The 19,499-nt window shown below is 29.5% G+C and carries 22 protein-coding genes, 1 tRNA gene, 1 pseudogene and 1 other annotated feature; of the genes and pseudogenes, 7 read left to right on the forward strand and 17 right to left on the reverse strand.

Annotated elements, in window-relative coordinates; translation table 11 throughout:
* Together KTF99_RS11805 and KTF99_RS11810 are read right to left on the reverse strand one after the other, a co-directional pair.
* Positions 1–247 (reverse strand): annotated as a pseudogene (locus KTF99_RS11805) (3-deoxy-7-phosphoheptulonate synthase); the annotation flags it as partial.
* Positions 248–283: 36 nt separating this feature from the next.
* Positions 284–529 (reverse strand) — a binding site (T-box leader).
* A gap of 49 nt (positions 530–578) precedes the next feature.
* Entirely contained in the window at positions 579–1,133 is a 555-nt protein-coding gene (locus tag KTF99_RS11810) for a Sir2 family NAD-dependent protein deacetylase (protein WP_008792789.1), read from the reverse strand.
* Positions 1,134–1,545: 412 nt separating this feature from the next.
* Between KTF99_RS11810 and KTF99_RS11815 the strand changes: the two genes are divergently transcribed.
* From KTF99_RS11815 to KTF99_RS11830, 4 genes are all read left to right on the forward strand, one after another.
* Complete coding sequence (locus tag KTF99_RS11815) at positions 1,546–2,094, forward strand: WHG domain-containing protein (RefSeq protein WP_029482405.1); 549 nt, start codon at positions 1,546–1,548, stop codon at positions 2,092–2,094.
* Positions 2,091–3,716, forward strand: a complete 1,626-nt coding sequence (locus tag KTF99_RS11820) for an ABC transporter ATP-binding protein (protein WP_029482403.1) — start codon at positions 2,091–2,093, stop codon at positions 3,714–3,716. Before KTF99_RS11815 ends, KTF99_RS11820 begins: the two co-directional genes overlap by 4 nt.
* A gap of 114 nt (positions 3,717–3,830) precedes the next feature.
* Positions 3,831–5,189, forward strand: a complete 1,359-nt coding sequence (locus KTF99_RS11825) for a Cof-type HAD-IIB family hydrolase (RefSeq protein WP_003534581.1) — start codon at positions 3,831–3,833, stop codon at positions 5,187–5,189.
* 238 nt (positions 5,190–5,427) lie between these two features.
* On the forward strand, positions 5,428–6,609 hold the full coding sequence (locus KTF99_RS11830; protein ID WP_008792793.1) for an MFS transporter: 1,182 nt from the start codon (positions 5,428–5,430) through the stop codon (positions 6,607–6,609).
* Positions 6,610–6,741: 132 nt separating this feature from the next.
* On the opposite strand, the gene KTF99_RS11835 is transcribed toward KTF99_RS11830, so the two are convergent.
* A complete protein-coding gene (locus KTF99_RS11835) occupies positions 6,742–7,860 on the reverse strand; it encodes an aldo/keto reductase (RefSeq protein ID WP_009009401.1) in 1,119 nt (372 codons plus the stop codon).
* Positions 7,861–7,992: 132 nt separating this feature from the next.
* Between KTF99_RS11835 and KTF99_RS11840 the strand changes: the two genes are divergently transcribed.
* The 3 genes from KTF99_RS11840 to KTF99_RS11850 all read left to right on the forward strand — a co-directional run bounded on the left by KTF99_RS11840 (position 7,993) and on the right by KTF99_RS11850 (position 9,372).
* Positions 7,993–8,760, forward strand: a complete 768-nt coding sequence (locus tag KTF99_RS11840) for a YdcF family protein (RefSeq protein ID WP_008792795.1) — start codon at positions 7,993–7,995, stop codon at positions 8,758–8,760.
* A gap of 66 nt (positions 8,761–8,826) precedes the next feature.
* Positions 8,827–9,171: a hypothetical protein gene (locus KTF99_RS11845; RefSeq protein WP_003534589.1), complete on the forward strand. Its 345-nt coding sequence runs from the start codon at positions 8,827–8,829 to the stop codon at positions 9,169–9,171.
* A 125-nt stretch (positions 9,172–9,296) separates the two neighbouring features.
* Positions 9,297–9,372, forward strand: a tRNA-His gene (locus tag KTF99_RS11850).
* Positions 9,373–9,789: 417 nt separating this feature from the next.
* Here KTF99_RS11850 and KTF99_RS11855 read toward each other — a convergent pair.
* The 14 genes from KTF99_RS11855 to KTF99_RS11915 all read right to left on the reverse strand — a co-directional run bounded on the left by KTF99_RS11855 (position 9,790) and on the right by KTF99_RS11915 (position 19,475).
* Positions 9,790–9,966, reverse strand: a complete 177-nt coding sequence (locus KTF99_RS11855) for a CopG family transcriptional regulator (RefSeq protein WP_008792796.1) — start codon at positions 9,964–9,966, stop codon at positions 9,790–9,792.
* A gap of 93 nt (positions 9,967–10,059) precedes the next feature.
* Positions 10,060–10,698 (reverse strand): zinc ribbon domain-containing protein, encoded by a 639-nt coding sequence (locus KTF99_RS11860; protein WP_008792797.1) that lies wholly within the window; start codon positions 10,696–10,698, stop codon positions 10,060–10,062.
* A gap of 19 nt (positions 10,699–10,717) precedes the next feature.
* Positions 10,718–11,356, reverse strand: a complete 639-nt coding sequence (locus KTF99_RS11865) for a recombinase family protein (RefSeq protein ID WP_008792798.1) — start codon at positions 11,354–11,356, stop codon at positions 10,718–10,720.
* A 258-nt stretch (positions 11,357–11,614) separates the two neighbouring features.
* Positions 11,615–12,217 carry a hypothetical protein gene (locus KTF99_RS11870; RefSeq protein ID WP_008792799.1) on the reverse strand — a complete coding sequence of 201 codons (603 nt, stop codon included), beginning with the start codon at positions 12,215–12,217 and terminating at the stop codon, positions 11,615–11,617.
* A gap of 70 nt (positions 12,218–12,287) precedes the next feature.
* Complete coding sequence (locus tag KTF99_RS11875) at positions 12,288–13,244, reverse strand: topoisomerase DNA-binding C4 zinc finger domain-containing protein (protein ID WP_117791994.1); 957 nt, start codon at positions 13,242–13,244, stop codon at positions 12,288–12,290.
* Positions 13,245–13,342: 98 nt separating this feature from the next.
* Complete coding sequence (locus KTF99_RS17425; protein WP_256443937.1) at positions 13,343–13,465, reverse strand: hypothetical protein; 123 nt, start codon at positions 13,463–13,465, stop codon at positions 13,343–13,345.
* Between the two features lie 53 nt (positions 13,466–13,518).
* Entirely contained in the window at positions 13,519–13,968 is a 450-nt protein-coding gene (locus KTF99_RS11880; protein ID WP_029482401.1) for a HEPN domain-containing protein, read from the reverse strand.
* Positions 13,955–14,287 carry a nucleotidyltransferase family protein gene (locus KTF99_RS11885; RefSeq protein ID WP_009299817.1) on the reverse strand — a complete coding sequence of 111 codons (333 nt, stop codon included), beginning with the start codon at positions 14,285–14,287 and terminating at the stop codon, positions 13,955–13,957. Before KTF99_RS11885 ends, KTF99_RS11880 begins: the two co-directional genes overlap by 14 nt.
* A gap of 70 nt (positions 14,288–14,357) precedes the next feature.
* On the reverse strand, positions 14,358–14,777 hold the full coding sequence (locus tag KTF99_RS11890) for a hypothetical protein (protein WP_029482399.1): 420 nt from the start codon (positions 14,775–14,777) through the stop codon (positions 14,358–14,360).
* Between the two features lie 37 nt (positions 14,778–14,814).
* Positions 14,815–15,303: a hypothetical protein gene (locus KTF99_RS11895; RefSeq protein ID WP_226814548.1), complete on the reverse strand. Its 489-nt coding sequence runs from the start codon at positions 15,301–15,303 to the stop codon at positions 14,815–14,817.
* A 13-nt stretch (positions 15,304–15,316) separates the two neighbouring features.
* Positions 15,317–15,922: an HNH endonuclease gene (locus tag KTF99_RS11900; protein ID WP_117562338.1), complete on the reverse strand. Its 606-nt coding sequence runs from the start codon at positions 15,920–15,922 to the stop codon at positions 15,317–15,319.
* On the reverse strand, positions 15,882–16,124 hold the full coding sequence (locus KTF99_RS11905; protein ID WP_009299813.1) for a hypothetical protein: 243 nt from the start codon (positions 16,122–16,124) through the stop codon (positions 15,882–15,884). The genes KTF99_RS11900 and KTF99_RS11905 overlap by 41 nt, the downstream gene beginning before the upstream one ends.
* 62 nt (positions 16,125–16,186) lie before the next feature.
* On the reverse strand, positions 16,187–17,491 hold the full coding sequence (gene mobL, locus KTF99_RS11910) for a relaxase MobL (RefSeq protein ID WP_117562335.1): 1,305 nt from the start codon (positions 17,489–17,491) through the stop codon (positions 16,187–16,189).
* Positions 17,484–19,475, reverse strand: coding sequence for a VirD4-like conjugal transfer protein, CD1115 family (locus KTF99_RS11915; protein ID WP_254210151.1), 1,992 nt, complete (start codon positions 19,473–19,475; stop codon positions 17,484–17,486). The genes mobL and KTF99_RS11915 overlap by 8 nt, the downstream gene beginning before the upstream one ends.
* Between the last annotated feature and the right edge of the window lie 24 nt (positions 19,476–19,499).

Genomic DNA, 19,499 nt, shown 5'->3' on the forward strand with positions numbered 1-19,499 from the left:
CGATCGTATCATCAGGATGAAAAGCCCGGTTAGCAAGTTTATATGGCTCAGATACTTTCATGACCTTCTCAACACATGGTTCTACTTCGATTGCTTTAGGATCAATTTGAGTTGTATCTCCAACCATTCCAATAATTGTTTGGATTTCTCCTTTAGAAACATGTGGTTCAGCCCCCCTAGCTCTAATCACATCTTCAATTTTTTTAATACTTTCATCACTAGTATGTGGTTTCAAGACAATAATCATTTTAATTTCCTCCTATAAATAAAAAACTCATCCTAATCAAAGGACGAGATATCTTCGTGGTACCACCTTTATTCACTAATAGATCACTCTATCAGCCTCATCAAGTACGCTATACAACTATAGTTCATACTCTTACACATTAACGGGTGTCACCGGAGATGCCTACTTACTTCAACATTCTACTCCTTGATGTATTCAACTATTTATTTGGATATCGTCACACCAACCCGATACTCTCTTTGCCTAAACGCCTAGTTTACTCTTTCAATTCATCGTATTTATTATATGAACTTATAATACCGATAAATAATCAAAATGTCAATTAATATAATTATTTTAATAGTCCTTTTAACACTTTTCTAACATTATGAGCAGCATCTTCTTGTATTTCAATAATCTTAGCCCCTCTTGATTTCGCCACTTCTCTTAAATCACAAGCTATCGCCGTATGATACGAACAGCCAATAACAATAAATATATCATTCTTTTTTAATGCCCCTACCATCTCATAGGCCTTTTGATAATTAGGTGCCGGATCACCATATAATACTGGTTTATTAAATAATGACCAGGCTATACTCAATTCATCTTCTTCCGGCAATCCGCCATGCAATTCTAAGGCATCGCTCCCAGCCTGTTTATGTAGACCATCGATATTCATTGTAATAATAGGAATATCATATTCAGCTAATGCAATATGGGCATCGTTAGGCTCAGCCCCATTCATGTTAGCTTTTAATTGTTTGATTACTTCATTATATTCTTCATGATGGTTATTAGCATAATTTCTAAATAACTTTTCTCTAACATCTGGTCTTTCCATAAAGGTTGGAATATTACTTTGTTTACTTATCCCTGCACCAGTAAATGCTACTATTTTCATCATTATCACTCTCCAATTCTTGCACATATTATATCACAAACCATTTGTTTATAAAAATATCACCTTTTTCTCAAGTAATTTACAATCTAACATTCTATCTATATTATTAGCGTATCTATTGTAACCATATTCACCACTTATCATGCCTTTTTTTAAATATATACAACTATTATATAATATATAATTCTATTAATAAGGCTGCTTGTATTATTTTAAAACAATTAAAAAATAATTAATAAAAACACTTGACCTAAAGTAACTCAAATAAATTATAGTATGATTAGATAAAAAAGAGCAGTATATGTAAAATATGTTTATTAAATATTTATCCCTTGTATATTGACAAAGTACATGTTCTTATATAAAATAACAATTGTTATATAACATGTGTTATTTTATATGAAAGGAGTCAATTATGCCACCAAAAACAAGAATAACAAAAGAGTTAATTATTGAAAAATCATTTGAAATTACTAAATGCGAGGGGATTGAAAATCTAAATGCACGCTATCTCGCTAAACAACTAAACTGTTCAACAATGCCCATCTTTAAGGTTTTTAATGATATGAATGAATTAAAATTTGAATTAAAGAAAAAAATTGATGCATATTACAACGATTTCATCTTAGCACATCTTGATAAAAATAATTATCTTTACACGATGTCTTTTGCTTATATTGATTTTGCCATCAAAGACAAGAATCTATTTGGAGCATTGTTTGTCAATGAATTTATCAAAACTCGTTCCATTGAAGAAGTCGTCCATTCCGCTTGGAATCGTGAAACGATTGAATATTCAGCACAACAATTTGGTATTACAATTAAAGAAAGTGAGATACTTTATCGTGATATTCGTTTTTATACCCATGGAATTGCAACTCAAATATATGGTGGTAACATGGCTTTAAAAGAGGAAGAGATCCAAACTCTTTTAAAAAATGCTATAAATAAATTTCTAAAATGAAAAATCTAAGAATTATTAAAAAATATTTTCAAGTTACTAAAGCTAATAAAAAAATAACCTTTATACTGGTCTTAGCTTCTTTATTAGCAAATGGTCCTTATATGTTTACAAGTTTATTGTTTAGCTTAACGATTAATTATTTAACTAAACAAAATAGTAAAATGGTCATAATTACCATGATCTTGTATTTTGTTCTTAAAATAGCATCAAAGTTATTTAAAATTATCAGCTATAATATTGAAAAAAAGCTATATAATGATGTCTACCTAAAATTACAAAATGATATGATTAAAAAATTAGATATTATTAATATGAAATACTTTACTAATCACAGCAAAGGAGAAATTCTTAATATCGTTAATGGTGATATTAAATTACTCGCAGAGTTTGGTACTTGGCTATCTCAAGCTATCTTGCTATTTCTATCTTTTATTATTTCAATTATTATTCTTAGTCAAATTAGTATCAGCTTAATGATCTTAGGATGTATCATCAATAATATCGTTATCTATATTTTAAACATATATAATGATAAATTTGAAATTCTAACCAAAGAAGGAAAATTGAAAGCTGATGATGAAATGCAATTTTACAGTCAACTGCTTAACGGTTTACGAGATATCAAAATTTTCAGTATTCTTGATCAATTACATGCCAAATATCAATTGTTGAACAAAGCTTATCTAAACATTCACGATAAACAAATTAACAATAAAATAATCAGTAACATAATTAGTCCTAGTATCACAATGTGTACAGAAATTATTCTAATGTTCTATGCCTGCTATAATTGTCTAAATGGCAAGTTTGAAATTGACACAGTACTCATTATCCAGTCTTATTTTGGAACTTTATTCAGCTCTTTAAGTGACTTTATTTCTACCTTAGGTGAACTCAGAATAAAAAATGTATCAATTGATCGTTATGATAATTTTATTAATTCATCGTGTAATGAATATTTTCTTAATGATGATATGGTCAAACCAAATGAATTTTGTATTACATTTAAAAAAGTTACTTTTTCTTATCGTGAAAAAACAGTCTTTCAAAACTTCAATTTAAGCCTAAAGTCAAATTCATTAATTGCAATAATCGGTCCCAGTGGTTGTGGAAAAAGTACTTTATTCAATTTACTTTTGCGCTTTGAAAAACCAACTAGTGGTAAGATATTGATTGGTACACATCCAATAGACAAGTATTCTAGGATAAAATATTCACAGATTTTAACTTGTGTTGCCCAACATCCGTATTTGTTCAATATGTCAATTTATGAAAACCTTGCACTTATTGATCCTGATATCAATAATATCAAAAAAGCTTGTCAACAGGCAGAAATCGACGAATATATTATGTCACTACCAAAACAATACGATACTATTTTAAGTGACGGTGCTTTAAATTTTTCTGGAGGACAACAACAAAGGCTAGCAATTGCTCGAGCACTTCTAAAAAATTCTAAAATTTTATTATTTGATGAAATAACTAGTGCTCTTGATGAAAAGACTTCATATGAAATTTTTCAAACATTAATTAAATTAAAGAAGACACACACAATTTTAATGATTTCCCATAAACCAAGCGAATACCAACAGTGTGATCAAATTATAAATTTATCGTTCTAGTGTTATTGCATCTAAAAACATTTTATTTGAACTCACATTAATTTTTTCACGTATTAAAAATAGAATTCATCATTTACTGATTTATGTTAGACTATTTTCAAGGAGTGTGAAATTATGATTAAACTAGTTGCAGTTGATATGGATGGTACTTTTTTAGATGACCAAATGCATTATAACCGCACAATTTTTAGAAAAATTTATAATTATTTTAAAGAAAATGATATTTATTTTGTAGTTGCCAGTGGCAATCAATATTATCAATTAAAATCTTTTTTTGATGATTATCAAGATGAAATTACTTACATTAGTGAAAATGGTGCATATATCATTGAAAATAAAAAAGAAATTTTTCACTGTGAAATCAATAAACAAGATATTTATACAATAACTAAAAAATTACAAGAGGATTCTCGTATTCAAATATGTTTATGCGGAATTAAATCAGCTTATTTATTGAATGCGTCAAATGAATTTTATAATGTATATTCTAAATACTATCACCGACTTGAAATGATTGAATCGTTAGATGAAATTAATGACACGATTGTAAAATTTGCTTTATTTGTTCCAGCTGAAGATTCTAAAAATATTTTAAATAGGCTAACTGATGATATCGGAAATATCATTAAACCAGTTTCCAGTGGTCATCAAAGTATTGACTTAATTGATCCACGATATAATAAAGGTACTGCACTTGAGCTATTATGTAAGCGCTATAACCTATCATTAGAGGAATGTGCTGTATTTGGGGATAGTCCAAATGACCTAGAAATGCTAAAAAAAGCAAAATATAGTTTTGTAATGGAAAATGCCAATCAAAGTATTAAAAATATTGCCTATAAGATTATCCCTTCAAATAATCATTATGGCGTTTTAAAAACATTATTAGACCTTTTTAATGTTTCTAACATTACCGAAAGAGAAAAAGCTTTATTAGGGATGTGGTATGATGCTAATAACGATCAAAAAGTTTTAACAGATCGTCTGAATACCCATCACCTTTGTTTTAAATATAATCATACCGACCCACTAGACCAGGATATTCGACAAAAAATTTTAAATGAACTATTCCAAAATGAGAATAGCAATCTTGAAATCATCTCACCTTTCTTTTGTGATTGTGGTAATTTAATCACCTTTGGTCATAATGTATTTATTAATTCCAATGCTTATTTTATGGATGGAGCCAAGATCAATATTGGTAGTAACGTATATATCGGACCTTCTGTTGGCCTGTATACAGCTATTCATCCGCTTGATTATAAACGTCGAAACCAAGGTTTAGAAAAAGCAATGCCAATTGAAATTGGTGATAACACATGGCTTGGAGGTAATGTCGTTGTTTTACCAGGGGTAAAAATAGGGCATGGTTCAGTAATTGGCGCTGGTAGTGTCGTTACCAAAGATATACCACCAAATGTATTAGCTTTTGGTAATCCCTGTCGTGTTGTTAAAGCCATTGATCAATCATAATTCACACTATCAAAATATAAGTATTACTAATTTTATAATAAAGATATTGGTTCTTAAAAAATCAATATCTTTATTTATTTTTTCAATCTTTGAAAAACCTCTATTTTTCTTGCTCGAAGAAATAAAAATTGCTATATTAATCTTAAAATATGATGGATTTACAACTAAATAACGAATAGCTTTGAGTATCATCTCGAGAGCTATTTTGTTTTTCATGGAGAGTATGAGGACAAGAAAAATGAAAAAACTACAAATGAAATATAATTTATTGCATATTTTATATTGGATGGCAACTTGTTGCATTTACGGATATGTTGCCGTATTTCTTCAATATAAAGGAATGAGCAACACTGAAATCGGCATTGTTTCTGGAAGCGGGTGTATTTTAACGATTTTTTTATCTCCGTTTGTCACATCTTTAATTTCAAAAATAAAAGGCCTAACAATTAAGCAGCTATTATCTATTATTTATTTGATTATTGCTGGAGCTTTTTTAACTTTAGCTTTAGTTGATTTATCAGTTATTCTAATCATGCTTTTATATGTTTCAATGATGTCATTAATTGTTTCAACAGTTCCTTTTTTATCAATGATTGCAATGAACTATATTCAAGACGGAAAAGAAATAAATTTTGGCTTAGCAAGAGGAATGGGTTCTATATCTTATGCTGTTAGTGCTGTGCTCTTGGGTCAGTTCATTGAATTTTTTAACCCGACTATTTTAGCATATGTCTTCGTCATTTCTGCAATTTTAGATTTAGTAATTTTATATTCTTTGCCAAATACCAATGTTAAACAGGCAACCCATAAAAAAGAGGGGAATATTTTTACAATTATTAAAAATTATAAAGTCTTCTTTTTCATTCTCTTAGGCTTCTCCTTTATGTTTGCTGCTGCAACTTCGCTATCAACTTATTTAATCAATGTCGTTAAAAATCTTGGCGGTAATACTTCATTGTACGGTGTTGCAATCTTCTTCATGGCAGCTAGCGAAATGCCTGTTATGGCAATTACTCCAAGGTTAATTAGAAGATATGACAGTATCACTTTAATTATGGTTGCAGCTTTTTTCTATATTATTCGAAATTTTACTATTTGTCTAGCACCTAGTCTCCCTGTTTTATTCATTGGAATGATGATGCAAAGTTTATCGTATGGATTACTAACAGCAGTGATAACTTACTATGTAACATATAACCTCAAAAGTCATGATCAAATGATGGGTCAAACAATGATAGGGATTATGACTTCTGGGGTAGGATCTACTATAGGAAATCTTTTTGGCGGTATTTTACAAGATCAATATGGTTTAAATATGATGTTTATATTTGCATGTTTAATTACAATAATTGGAGTAATAATTATTTTTTCAACTGGTTACTTTCAAAAGAAACAATTGAATACACCCACTAAACAATAAAAAAGAGATTTTACTCTAATTAAGTTAAAATCTCCTTTTTTATTGTTCAACCTACAAATTAAAATAATTAACATCTAAGTAGTATTTATATTTACTTTTAGTCTAAATAATCAGGTTCACTTAATACCATAATTATTTTTTCATATATTCACATACCCGTTTTAAATCTTCTCGTATCGGCAGTTGTTGTGGACACATCTTTTCACATGCTCCACATTGTTTACAATTTTCAGCTTTAGCTTCTGAAACCATTTTTTCTAACTTTGCTTTAAATTGATCATGACTATCATATACAAAAGCATTATTCCAATATTTAAAATTATTTGGAATATCCACTCCAAATGGACACGGCATGCAATATGCACATCCTGTACAACCATTTTGAGTTCTTGCTTTTAATGTATCACGAACATCTTGAATCAAAGCAACTTCTTCAGCTTTCAAATACTCAAAATTTTTAAAAGTAGCTAAATTATCTAGTACCTGTCCATAAGTTGACATCCCGCTAAGCACTACTTTCACATTGGGCAAACTGGCAACATAGCGAAGTGCCCATGATGAAATACTTAAATCAGGATTATATGCTTTAAATTTATTTTCGATATCTTCTGGTAAATTTGCTAACGAACCACCTTTGATCGGTTCCATAACTATAATTGGTATATTATATTTTTCTGCCAATAAATAGCCCTTCATCCCTGCTTGAATATCCATATCCATATAATTTAATTGTAATTGACAAAAATCCCAATCATGATATTCAAGAATTTCTTTAAAAACCGGATATTCATCATGGAAACTAAATCCAATATTACGGATTTTCCCTTCTTCTCTAAATTCTTCACACATTCCAATCAAGTCATATTCTAATACTTTTCTCCATTTATCAGCATCTAAAGCATGTAATAAATAAAAATCAACATATTCAACATCTAATCTTTTTAATTGATCTTCAAAAACTTTTTTTGCCTCTTCTTTACTCGAAACATTCCAAATTGGTAATTTTGTCGCTAAAAAGAAATCTTCACGTTTATACTTTTTTAACACTTTACCAACAAACGGTTCGCTATCGCCATTATGATAAGGAAAAGCAGTATCAATGTATGTAACCCCTGATTCAATTGCCTTATCAATCATTTTTTCTGCTTCTTTTTCATTAATTTTCCCATCCTCATCTAATGGAAAACGCATACAGCCAAACCCCAATAATGATGGTTCAATCCCTAAATTGTCAAACTTTTTTGTTTTCATTTAAAGTCCTCCTAATATCCTACAACATACTTTCATTATACTATTTCACCATTTTTTTTACCATATTTAAATATTTTTAAGAAAAATATTTCTTCTTGTATGTTATGATATAAAAAAGGAGTTTATTTTATAATGGAAAAGAATTGTAAATTATTTGACTATATACTACTATTTCTTGCCTTGCTATCATTATTCTACTTCATTATAGTTGTCACTAATTCTCGGTTTATCAATGCCTATATACTTTATCCGATTTTTACAGCATTATTAATGTGTTATGCTGTATATGAGTTACATTTTAGAAAAAGTATTCTATCCTCATTACCTAAAATTCTTAATTATTCAATTAAAGGAATTATTATTATTAGTGTAATTGTATTTATAATTATCGAGGGTTTAATTATACATGAGGTTAATAATAAGTATAACAAACGCAGTGATTTCCTCATTGTTCTTGGTGCTCGTTTATACGGCGACAAACCTGCACCACTATTACGTTATCGATTAGATGCAGCTGTTGAATATCATCAAAAATTTCCTGATGTCCCAATTATTGTAAGCGGAGGACAAGGCCACGGCGAGAACATCACAGAAGCAAAAGCTATGAAAGACTATTTAATCAACAAAGGAATAGATGAATCATTGATTATCGAAGAAAATAAAAGTACTAATACAAATGAAAATATTATCTATAGTAAAAAAATTATTGAAACATCGACTACTGAAGACTATGAAGTAGTTATAATAACTAATGGTTTTCATTGCTACCGAAGTAAACTATTAGCAAATAAACACGGTTTAGAAGCTCATACATATGCAGCTAGAGAAAATTTAGATACTGCTCCACACTATTATTTAAGAGAATTTTTTGGATGTTTGAAAGATATGATATTATCTTAAATATTCCACATAGTTCACACATTTATTGATAATTAATTTAGTATACTATTGAATGGAGGGGTGATTATGTTTAGTAAATTATATATTACCATTAAGGCAAGTGACAAATTTGACGATTCAATTATTGATCCTATTTCTTTTATTCTAATAGATTGGGGAGTTGATGGAAATCTAATCGACTGGGATATTTATCCAAGTCGTGCTAAATTAGAAATTAATACTGAAAATGATAATTATCAGACTTATAGTATAACTTATCAAGGGATGCAAACAATCATGGAATTGTGCTATGAGTGTGAATTTGTTATGACAATTATTGATAATGATGAAAAAAGCGAGAGTTATACAACATATTTCAGTCGTGAAAATTCCAATAACTTTGAAACAGATATCTCAGAATTATTAGAATAAAAACTCAAAGAATTTAAACTTTGAGTTTTTTTATTTTTTTTACATTTTCTCTTTACATTTATCAAATTTTTATATATAATCATTATTGCGTTGAGAGTTAATAACCTCTTAACAAAGTAAATATGGCGGTCGTGGTGAAGTGGTTAACACACCAGATTGTGGCTCTGGCATTCGTGGGTTCGATTCCCATCGACCGCCCCATTTATATTTTTAGTCGAAACATTTCGCACTTTGCAAAATATAGTAAAAACGCACAACGCACTTTGACAAATAAAGTAAAACTGCACTTTGTAAACTTTTGCAAACTATAGTAAAACAAAAACCAAACGGATACCTTTCCATTTGGCTTATCTTAATATTCGACTATTGATTAAACAAATTAATATGTTATAATATTAGCAAATAAATTAAGTAATTTATTTATTAATATATATAATGTTATAAAAATAACATACTAATCTGATTTCTATTTGAAATCAACATTTAGTTTCCAATTCGACTGAAAATTATCGTATTAAGAATGCCTAGGTGGACAAATAAGGTATTCTTTTTTATTTTGTTTTGTTTTTTTCTTTGCCATTATTCTATCACAATCATAATAAGAATAATACAAATTGTTTATTTTTTTTCGTCTTTTTTTTCAGAATTTTTTACTCGTTCATATTCATCACTGATCCAGAAAGATATCAAAGAGCTTTTATTAACTCCTTTTTTTTCAGCCAGAAATTCAAGCTGTTCCAAAATATTTAGATCCAATGTAATAAATACTCTTTTTTTATTTCCTGCAACACTCATTTCCGTCACCTCTTTTTATTACAATATAATTATATCATATATGTTACACTTTTGCAACACATATATTAACAAAACACGATTTTTCGTGTTTTGTTAATTTCCTATATCTTTATACACTATATTTTTTACAGCTTTATTCACTGTATCAACTGTAATCTTTCTAATTCGACTATGAATATATGATTTCTTTTCTCTAACAGAAAGACTTAAAAAATCTATATCATTATCCATTTTTATTAACACTTTGCGTTTCAGGTTAAGACAATCCAACTCATCCTCTAAAGGTATTATTAATGAACAGAACTCACGTTCAGTAATCTTTTTATACAGGTATCTTTCTCTTAAATTTTTTATCCTTCTGTTTAATGAATATCTTTTTTTATCAATCTCTTTAATCTCAGCTTTTTGACCGTCTTTAATCATCCTATATTTTTTTGTACTGATTACTTCGTTAATTTGCTCCTGAGAAATTTTGCCATTACATTCTTTACACTGGTAATAATAATATATTTTATTTCTGCCTTTACCGCTTGTTCCTGTCATTACTTTATTACAATTTGCACAGTATATAATATTATCGTATATGTATCGATAATTCTTTCTCGAACGTCCTACCTTTAAACTGTCTATAGCTTTATTTTGTATACTTTTTGTAACTATTGGTGGCACTATGTTTGTATATTTCTTTCCTTTATACAAGAGAACACCCGAATATCGTTCATCTTTAATCATCTGTTTAACAGATTCTGTACTAAACTGTTTTTTTTTGAGACTTATTTAAATAATCTCTAACATCTGATGTTTCCCATTCTTCAATCACGTAGTTGAAAGCGTTTCTGATTATATTATATACTTTTTTATCAAGTTGAATGTTTTTATCTTCGTCCCTGTACCATCCAAATGTCATTTTACCGCCACATGGATATCTACCGCTTTCCACTATGCTGATCAACCCGTCATTTGTTCGCTCTATTGTCCTCTCTCTTTCAAACTGATTGTTTGACAGTTTTATATTTGTACTAAATCTGTCGCTTGCAGTATTTATTTTTGCATCATCATATAGACAAATAAGTTTAATACCATGATTTAATATCAACTTTAAAAATAAATTACTGTCCTGCACATCTCTGGATATTCTTGCAAGATCGTATGCTAAAATCATTTCAACATTCCCATTTTTTATTTCTTTTAATAGTTCATTCATTTTCGGCCTGCAAAGGTCACCACCTGAAAAACCATCATCGATAAAGAAACTTAACTCGTCAGTACTTTTTATAAGATTTGTTGCTAAAGCATGTTCGGCAATCATTCTTTTTTGTGTATCAATCCCAATACCGTCACGCGCTTGTTTCATAGTCGATACTCTACAGTAGGCAATTTTTAATTTCATTTCTTTCTCCCTCTTTTCTTCATTATGCCAAGAGGATAGTTAATGAAAAAATCCTTAACTATCCAGTAAATAAATTTACACTAGTTAATCAAAAAATTCTATATACCTTTTATTATTTTCTACTTAATAATAATCCAAAATAAAAGAGATTAAATAATAAAGTTTAATCTCTTTTTTCTGGGTCTAATTCTATTTTTTTACTATGATTTTCCTTATCTGTACTTCCAATTTTTCATCAGTACTTTCATTATCAAAAGTTTATTTTGGGTGTTTTCTAACTAATTCTATATACCTTTTTGCTTCATCAACATCACATCCCATGACACTGCTCATCCAAGACGATCTCTTTTCTCTTGGAGTTTTATTATCCATAAGAATGTAATAGATTTTCAAAAGTTCACTTGCAACTTTTATTTTCTCTTCCTCACTAAGTTCGTTATCTCGACACTTTACAGTTAGTGCATATAATCTGTTTTTTATACTTTTTTTCCTGGGTTTCTTTTTAGGTACTCTTTTTTTATATTTTATAGGATCTGATGCGATTATCTCATCTATTTTTTTTATTTGTCTTTTTCGCATTTCTGCAACTTTATCACATCTGGCCAAAAAATCTTTTACAGGAAATCCTGAAACAACAAACGAAAAAGGCATATACAGCTCTGTATTTTCAGGAGTATTATCATGTTCTTCAATTATTAGCCCCACTTGAAATATATTTATTTTATCAGTACCATCACATTCCAAAAGAACATAATCTCCTATACCCACATTTTTTATAGGACACATAAAATAATAAATTTTTGCAGTATCTTTAATCGGTTTATGAATTCCTTTTTTTAATCTTACCCCTACAATCTTCATTCTTTTCTCTCCAATCTAATTATAATAATCACTATAGCATATTTTGTTTTAATAAAAGGCACAATTTATTTTACATATCCTTCTTAACATACTTGCATTTTGGATAGCTGCTGCATGCAATAAACTTGCCGTATCTTCCGTTTCTCTCTATTAACTTACTGCCACATTGCGGACATAGTTCCCCAGTTCCCCTACTTTCATCTTTTTTGTCTTTCTGAATATATTTGCATTTAGGATAATTGCCACAAGCAGTAAATTTACCATATTTACCCGTTCTTTCCACTAGTTTCCCACCACACTTAGGACACTTTTTAGTTACGTCTGTAATGTTAGATTCAGATGTCTTTTTAAAAGGTATATTATTTTCTTTACTTTCATCGACCAAATTAAAAATCAGTTCACATCCAGATCTTGTAATAAACGTTGCATTCTTACATGTATTCAGAATTTCAGTTTTTGATTTTTCAATATCATTTATATTAATTTTTTTCATCCAGGACTTAATATAAAAGTTGTAAACATAGTTCTTTTCTTTTAGGTACGCATATGCTTCAAAACAGTTTTTAACTATTAGCCAGTTTTTTTCTTTTTCATAATCCAGCTGTTCCGTTACACAGTATCCTTTTTCTACTAAACGTTTTAATTTATTAGAATTACACGCATTATCCTTTAAGTTAATAAATTCATTATAGCTTACTGTTCCCATTTTAAATAACGTCATAATAAGCTCAATATGAACATTGTAAAAATCTTTACTATGATCAGATGTACCTCTGTTCATATAATCAATATGATGACTTAGTTCATGTATTAGCGTTATTATACAGGAAACGTTGTTTCTACTTTTAACATTAAATAAGTGTATAGCTTTTTTTGAAAATATGTAGTGTCCTAATGTGCTTTTTAATTCCTTATCAGTTAATTTTAAATAAAATTTATGGTATTTTGCCAACATATCTGGTTCGACTGTTCCTTTGTAGCAAAAATCGATTAAATCATCTAAAAAAGCTTTTATTATTATATACATCTGCATTCTCCTTCTAATACGCATTTATTATAATTTTGTTCTTTCTTTTATTACTAAACATTTTCTACTATCAAAATAAAAGCAGTTAATTCTAAAGACTACTCAGTTTCTCCAACAAAAAAATAAAAAGCACAGTTTATTTGCCTATCCCTCTTAATATACTTGATACTTGCATTTTGGACAGTTGCTACTGACGGCTTTTCAGCAATTACTAATTTCATAGTATTTTACTCCTCATATAAATTTAAAAATAAAAAGAGGCAAATTGCCTCTTTTAAAGTTCGTTTTCATCTTCCAAGCTTTCCTCGCTGTAACTTTTATCAAGATGAAGGTTGTATTCTTCACAAATACATGAAATAAATCTATAAGTTTCTGTTAACGCTCTTTCAACTTTTTTTTCTTCCAGACGGTAATTCAGAATATATCTAGTCCTTGATTCCCAGAGAGAAAACATTTCACTATGATCATCAATATATTCTGTCAGTGGAATATCTACTTCACTTTTATTGATTAAAGCAATCAGCTGAGTGATATCATGGGTCTTAGGATATTCTACTCCATTGATTTCTAAACAGAATTTAAGCGAAAGTTCTACAGACTGCTGTAAATGATAGCCAACATAATTTAAATATGCCTCATCATCGTATCTATACGTTTCATATAATGTATTTGCAATATTTAGATTTTGATTTGCCTTATCTAAAAGTGTTTCATTCTCTTTCATAGACAACAACTCCTTTCTTAAATATTTCTTTTTTCATATTCTCATCAACAGTGTAATTAGTCCACAAATCATAAAGAAAGTCTAAATAATCTGTAATAATTCTTTTATCTTCCTTAACTTCAACATAAAAATCAACATCACTGCCTGCATGGCACTTTGAAGTCACACTAGATCCGAAAACAATAATTTTAATCACATTGTCATTGTTTTTTAAATGATTTATCATTTTTTCAACCTTTTTTTGTTGAATCGGATAAATATACCTGCAATTTTTAAAAGGAGTTTTTAAAAAAGATTTCCATTCATTTTGTCTTTCCATGATATCGCCTCCTATTACAATTATAACAAATTATTGAGTAAATACAATTATGCTATCGATACAGTTCTTTTTAGTATCCTTTCATCATAAGGTTAAGCAGCTGCTGTGTCATAGGTATTTCACGTTTATATCTAGGTGACAGCCCCAAACTCCACCGTCCCCCATCTTCAACATACAAAATTCCAATCCCTTTTTCTTTACACGCTCCTATATATTTATCACTTATCACACTTTTACGATCAGCAGGAATAACAATCCAACTCTTGTTAACAAGTTTTGCATTTTCTTCAGCCTGTCTAATTACTTTTCTTATATCGGTCAATTTAAACTCAAATGCGTTTATCTGGAAGTTCTCCTGATATTTTTCAACTGTTACAAGATCAGCATTGCCTTCTCTAATACTGCACTCAAACTGATATATCAACGCTCGATTATTTCCATTGTATGATTTCCAAAATTTATCTTTTAATTCATTCTCAGTTAAAAACATTTTATTCCTCCATTTTATAATCCAGGTCTTTGCTAACTTATCTGTTATCTATAATAAATTCATTTAGACTTTTATAACTCCTAAAAACCACTGAATTATTTAACATTTTTCTCATTATATTTTTTTTATTTTCTAATTCATCATTTATTTTCAAAATACAATACAGAGTCTCATTGGTAATTAGCGATTCTCCAATTAATAAACATTCAAATTCATCGTATTCGCTAATTGCTTTTTTTAAAAGTGATTCATCTTGAAAGAGATCGCACAAATCACTTAAAAACATATCTACCGTATAAAAATCTTTTACATCATCATCTGTAACGAAACAATTATTTTTATAAAGTTTACTCTCCTTAAATTTTACCATGCTTTCATAGAGTAATTTTTTATCAAAAGAACAATAATCACTATAACTGCTTTTCTGTTTATAACATCCTAAAAATTTTCCATCAAATATTACATCGCATTGATAGAGATTATTATCACTTTTAAAATTCACTATTGTGACACCATTTATTTTCATGATTTTTACCCCACTACTTAATAAAACAATTAAAAGCATATATTAAATAATATCCTATAAAATATAGAAGTAATGTATAAAATAATACCCATAAGATAAAAAATCTTCCAAGATAGCCTCTCACAAGCCAAATTCCACCTTTTGATCCTTTTGACGAGTTACAACTCTTGCAGGCACATACGAGGTTTCTTTTATCATTAATATCTTCGATTCCAAATTTTTTTAGTAGTCTTATGTTAATACTGGAATACGAACTGTTTTTAACTTTATTGATAGGAAAAAAGTGATCTACTGTAACTTTATCTTTTTTTAAGATTTTTCCACAATATACACAATGATAATATCTTCCATCACCAAAAATTCCTTTATTGTTCTCAAAATATACTTCTCTGTAGTTATGAGCCCTTGTGTACGCCAGATCTGTTATATTTACTCTCAGTTTATTTTTTATACAGTACTCTTTGATTGCATTTGCTTTATCTTCATCTGCCTTGCCGACCCACTTACCAGAATATTTTCCTGTTTTTTTAAAAGATAACCCAAATGCATTTAAATCGCACCTGCAGTAATATGTTTTATTAATACCGTTGTAGACTTCTATCAGTTTCTTCATTGTCATTAGTCACTTCTTTTTTTTGGATAGTATTTTCAAGTTCATTTTGAATTGCTGTCAACTTTTCTTTAACTCTGTTTAATGGTGTTAATTCCTCTTTTGCTTCTTTCTTTATTTTCTCCATCTTATCTATTTGATTTTGTGCATCATTAATTTTTTTCTCCAACGCTGCTATTTTTTTATTTAATTCTCTAATTTGTTTGTCCATAACTTATCCATCCTTTCTTAAAATATAAAAGAGGCAAACTGCCTCTTTTATATGATTTATTTTTATAATGAGCGCTCAAATGAATTAGTCCTAATTTCTTTCTGTGCTTTTTTTACCATATCGTCTAATTCTTTTTCAATTATTCTTGAAGCATTACTGCTTTCCATTATTGCTTTTGACAATTCATCTAAAATACCTGCCTGCAACAGAGAACTTCGACAACTCATAGAATGCTTCGATGCGTTAACAGCACTAAATTTATTTATATACGAATGTTTCTTAGCACTCGTTTTGATTGTTTCCTTTTTGATTTTATTTTCCAATTTAGAATAATGTTCATTATCCAAACGATAATTTTTAATATTCTGCAATACCATATTGGCTATTCTAGTCCTCAGCTCCTTATCCTTATTCTCGAAGGAGCGATTCTGCTCCATCTTCTCCTCATCACTAAAATAACGGTTATTAAACATTTCTTTTTCTTTTTGAAGATGTTTTTTATATTGACAGTAAAATAATTTAACATTATTTGTATTTAAAATTATGTCAACAATTTTATCAATATCATCATGATATGGTCGAATGTTTTTTGAATTATATTTTAAACTCCCGTTTAGCGGTAATTTATCATTGAGATCTAAAAGAAGATTGATGATTCCGTTATTTTTCTTAAAACACTTTTTTGAATTATTTTTTGAAGACTTAAATAATTTTATTAATTCATCATTTTTAATACAATTTAATAATTCCTCTTTTAAATTATCTCGTTCGATATAAATTTCGCTATTAAGTGCCATTGTTCTAATAACATTTGACCGTACTTTATTAAATTTCTTTTTTGAGATTTTATAATAACGTTTTGTTGGTTCTTTTTCAAACATCCACACATGACAGTGCGGATTATCTGTATTGGTATGATAATATGCGCCCCATTCGACATTTTGCGGATCAAAACCTAATGCACGAATATTTTTCTCCATAGATTTAGTCATTAACTTCTGCATATTAGTCTTAGTAATTATATTACTGTTCTGGGCAAATTCCTTTTCGAAAGAAAACACAAAGCGCCATAATATTTTTGGCTGATATTTTTCCATCAGCCTGTTCGCCTCTCCTTTTTCAAGATTACCATTTCTATTAAATCCACCAGTAGACCCGATTCGATAATCATAATAATTGAAAGCATCTTGTGAATTTATCTGATATGTGTCATCATCTTCGTTTTCATCAACAGTATAATCACAAGCTTCTTTTCGCTCATAGTAATCAACCATCTCATCAGTATTAATTTGTTTTTTAATATTTTTACAGCTGTTGCCTGCATATTCTGTTTTAACAAATTCAGCATTAAAAATAATTTCAGCCATTTCTTGCTTTACCGTCCCTAATTACTCTAGCAACACTTGCTAGTTCTCTTAACTGCGGTACTGATAAATCATCTATTTTCTTCATTAACGTAGACTGCTTTTGGGATGAGTTATTATCAAATGACTGCAATGCTGTCTTTACCATTTTTACTCTATCAGCCGATTCAGTTAAATGCCTCTGTTTATCTGCTACATCTATTGGATTTATATAATCAAAAAATTCTTTTGATTTTAGATATTTCATTATTTCTTTTCTTGATTGTATTTTGTTGCAGTTGGCAATATGCTGAATAACATGCTTTTTTACACTTTCAGACAGATCATCTCTCATAGACCAGTACCAGTATAGTTCTTTTTCATTAGGCATTGAATTTTTTTGAGTCAGTATTGGTCTCCTTCTTTCACTCATACTAATTGAATTACAATCTTCATCTGTATAAACCGCTCGTCTTATTTCAGTGTCTCGCAATTCAAAACATCTCGGGACTGCCCAGTTTAGTTCCCTGTCTGCTTTACTAATTTCCGTTTCATCCGTTTTCATTTCTTCGTACCATGGATACTCTGAGCAGTCAGGTAAATATACTTTTGAAGGAGAAAAGTAAGTCCTCTTAACAATAATACCATTTCCATCACGATTGTCCGCCACCATTAATTCATTTGCATCAACAAGCTGTCTTTTAGACATTGAATAGTTCACACCACTGCCAGTAGAAGAAGCAATCGGGTTATAATTGGCACTATGACTTGGACCCCAGATTGTTTCATCACCAATACTCTCAGCAACTTCCTTGCATGTATTCAAATCTGCACTTGAGATAAAATAAGTAAGGTTACAGTTACCCCGAATAATTCTTGCAATCGATTCATCGTATCTATCATTCAGCTGATCAAATCCCTGCACATACAAGTGGTATACAATTCCTCTAGAAAGGGCTACAGTCATTTTGCTCTGCATCGCATCAATTGTAGGCATATTCCCAAATTCATCATAAATCATGTGTACCTTTTTTTTCAATCTTCTTCCCTGCATTCTATTAGCTTCAAAGACTAGAGTTTGATATGACTGGTCAAAACATATACCTGCAATTCTATCATAAGTTTTTTTCTCATCAGGATTAACAATAAACAAAGCACGCTTGCCCTCTGTAAATTCTCTGAAACTGAAATCACTCTTACTAAGTACCTTCATCAGTTTAATACTCGAAAAGAGCTGTAAAGTTGCCAATGCACTTGTCATAAAAGAACCTCTCGTCTTTTCAGGTGAATTAGTAATTGTCGTATAAGCTGTTCTTGCTATATCTGTCTCATCAAGAGAATTCATATATGCAGAAAGTTTCATCTTCTTGTCGTTAGGATTATTGTTGTATGCCTGCTCACCTCCAAGAAGAGCAAGCGTCTGATAAACAGAATAGAAATTCTTTTTATCTTCAGATACATTAGCCTGACAGTTTGCTAATATAATTCCTTTAATAAGTGCCTTTTGACCGTCTATCCAGATTTGTTCACCTTTCCCACTATCAACAACGATTGATGTTACCATATCCTGACTGTACTGATCTGCATTATCAATATCTGGATCATCTCTATCCTGCAAACAATCAATTATTGAATCTAACGGATTCCATCCATCGCTGTATTGTAAATTTCTAAAATCAAGACAGTTAACTTTATAATCTTTTTTCTTCTCCAGAAAATTTCTAAAATCAAAATACATTTCTTTTTTAGGGTCATTAAATATCATTGATTCACCTGCCATGGAAACTATCATTACAAGCTGGCGAACAATCTTTCTAGATTTTCCGCATCGTGTCGTTCCAACTACAATATCATGTACAGCTCCCTTTTCATATAGGATTATGTTTTCATTAGGTAGATAATTTATCGGTGAACCTCCCTCCTCAAGATTAAGACTTGCATCCACCACGGTTGAACCAAAAAAATTTTTCTGCTCACTAACAGTAGACCAACACTGACTTGCAAGCATATCCGTCTTTTTTGGTTTTACCGT

This window comes from Erysipelatoclostridium sp. MSK.7.34 (genome assembly GCF_019041935.1).
Taxonomy (GTDB): Bacteria; Bacillota_I; Bacilli_A; order Erysipelotrichales; family Coprobacillaceae; genus Thomasclavelia; species Thomasclavelia ramosa.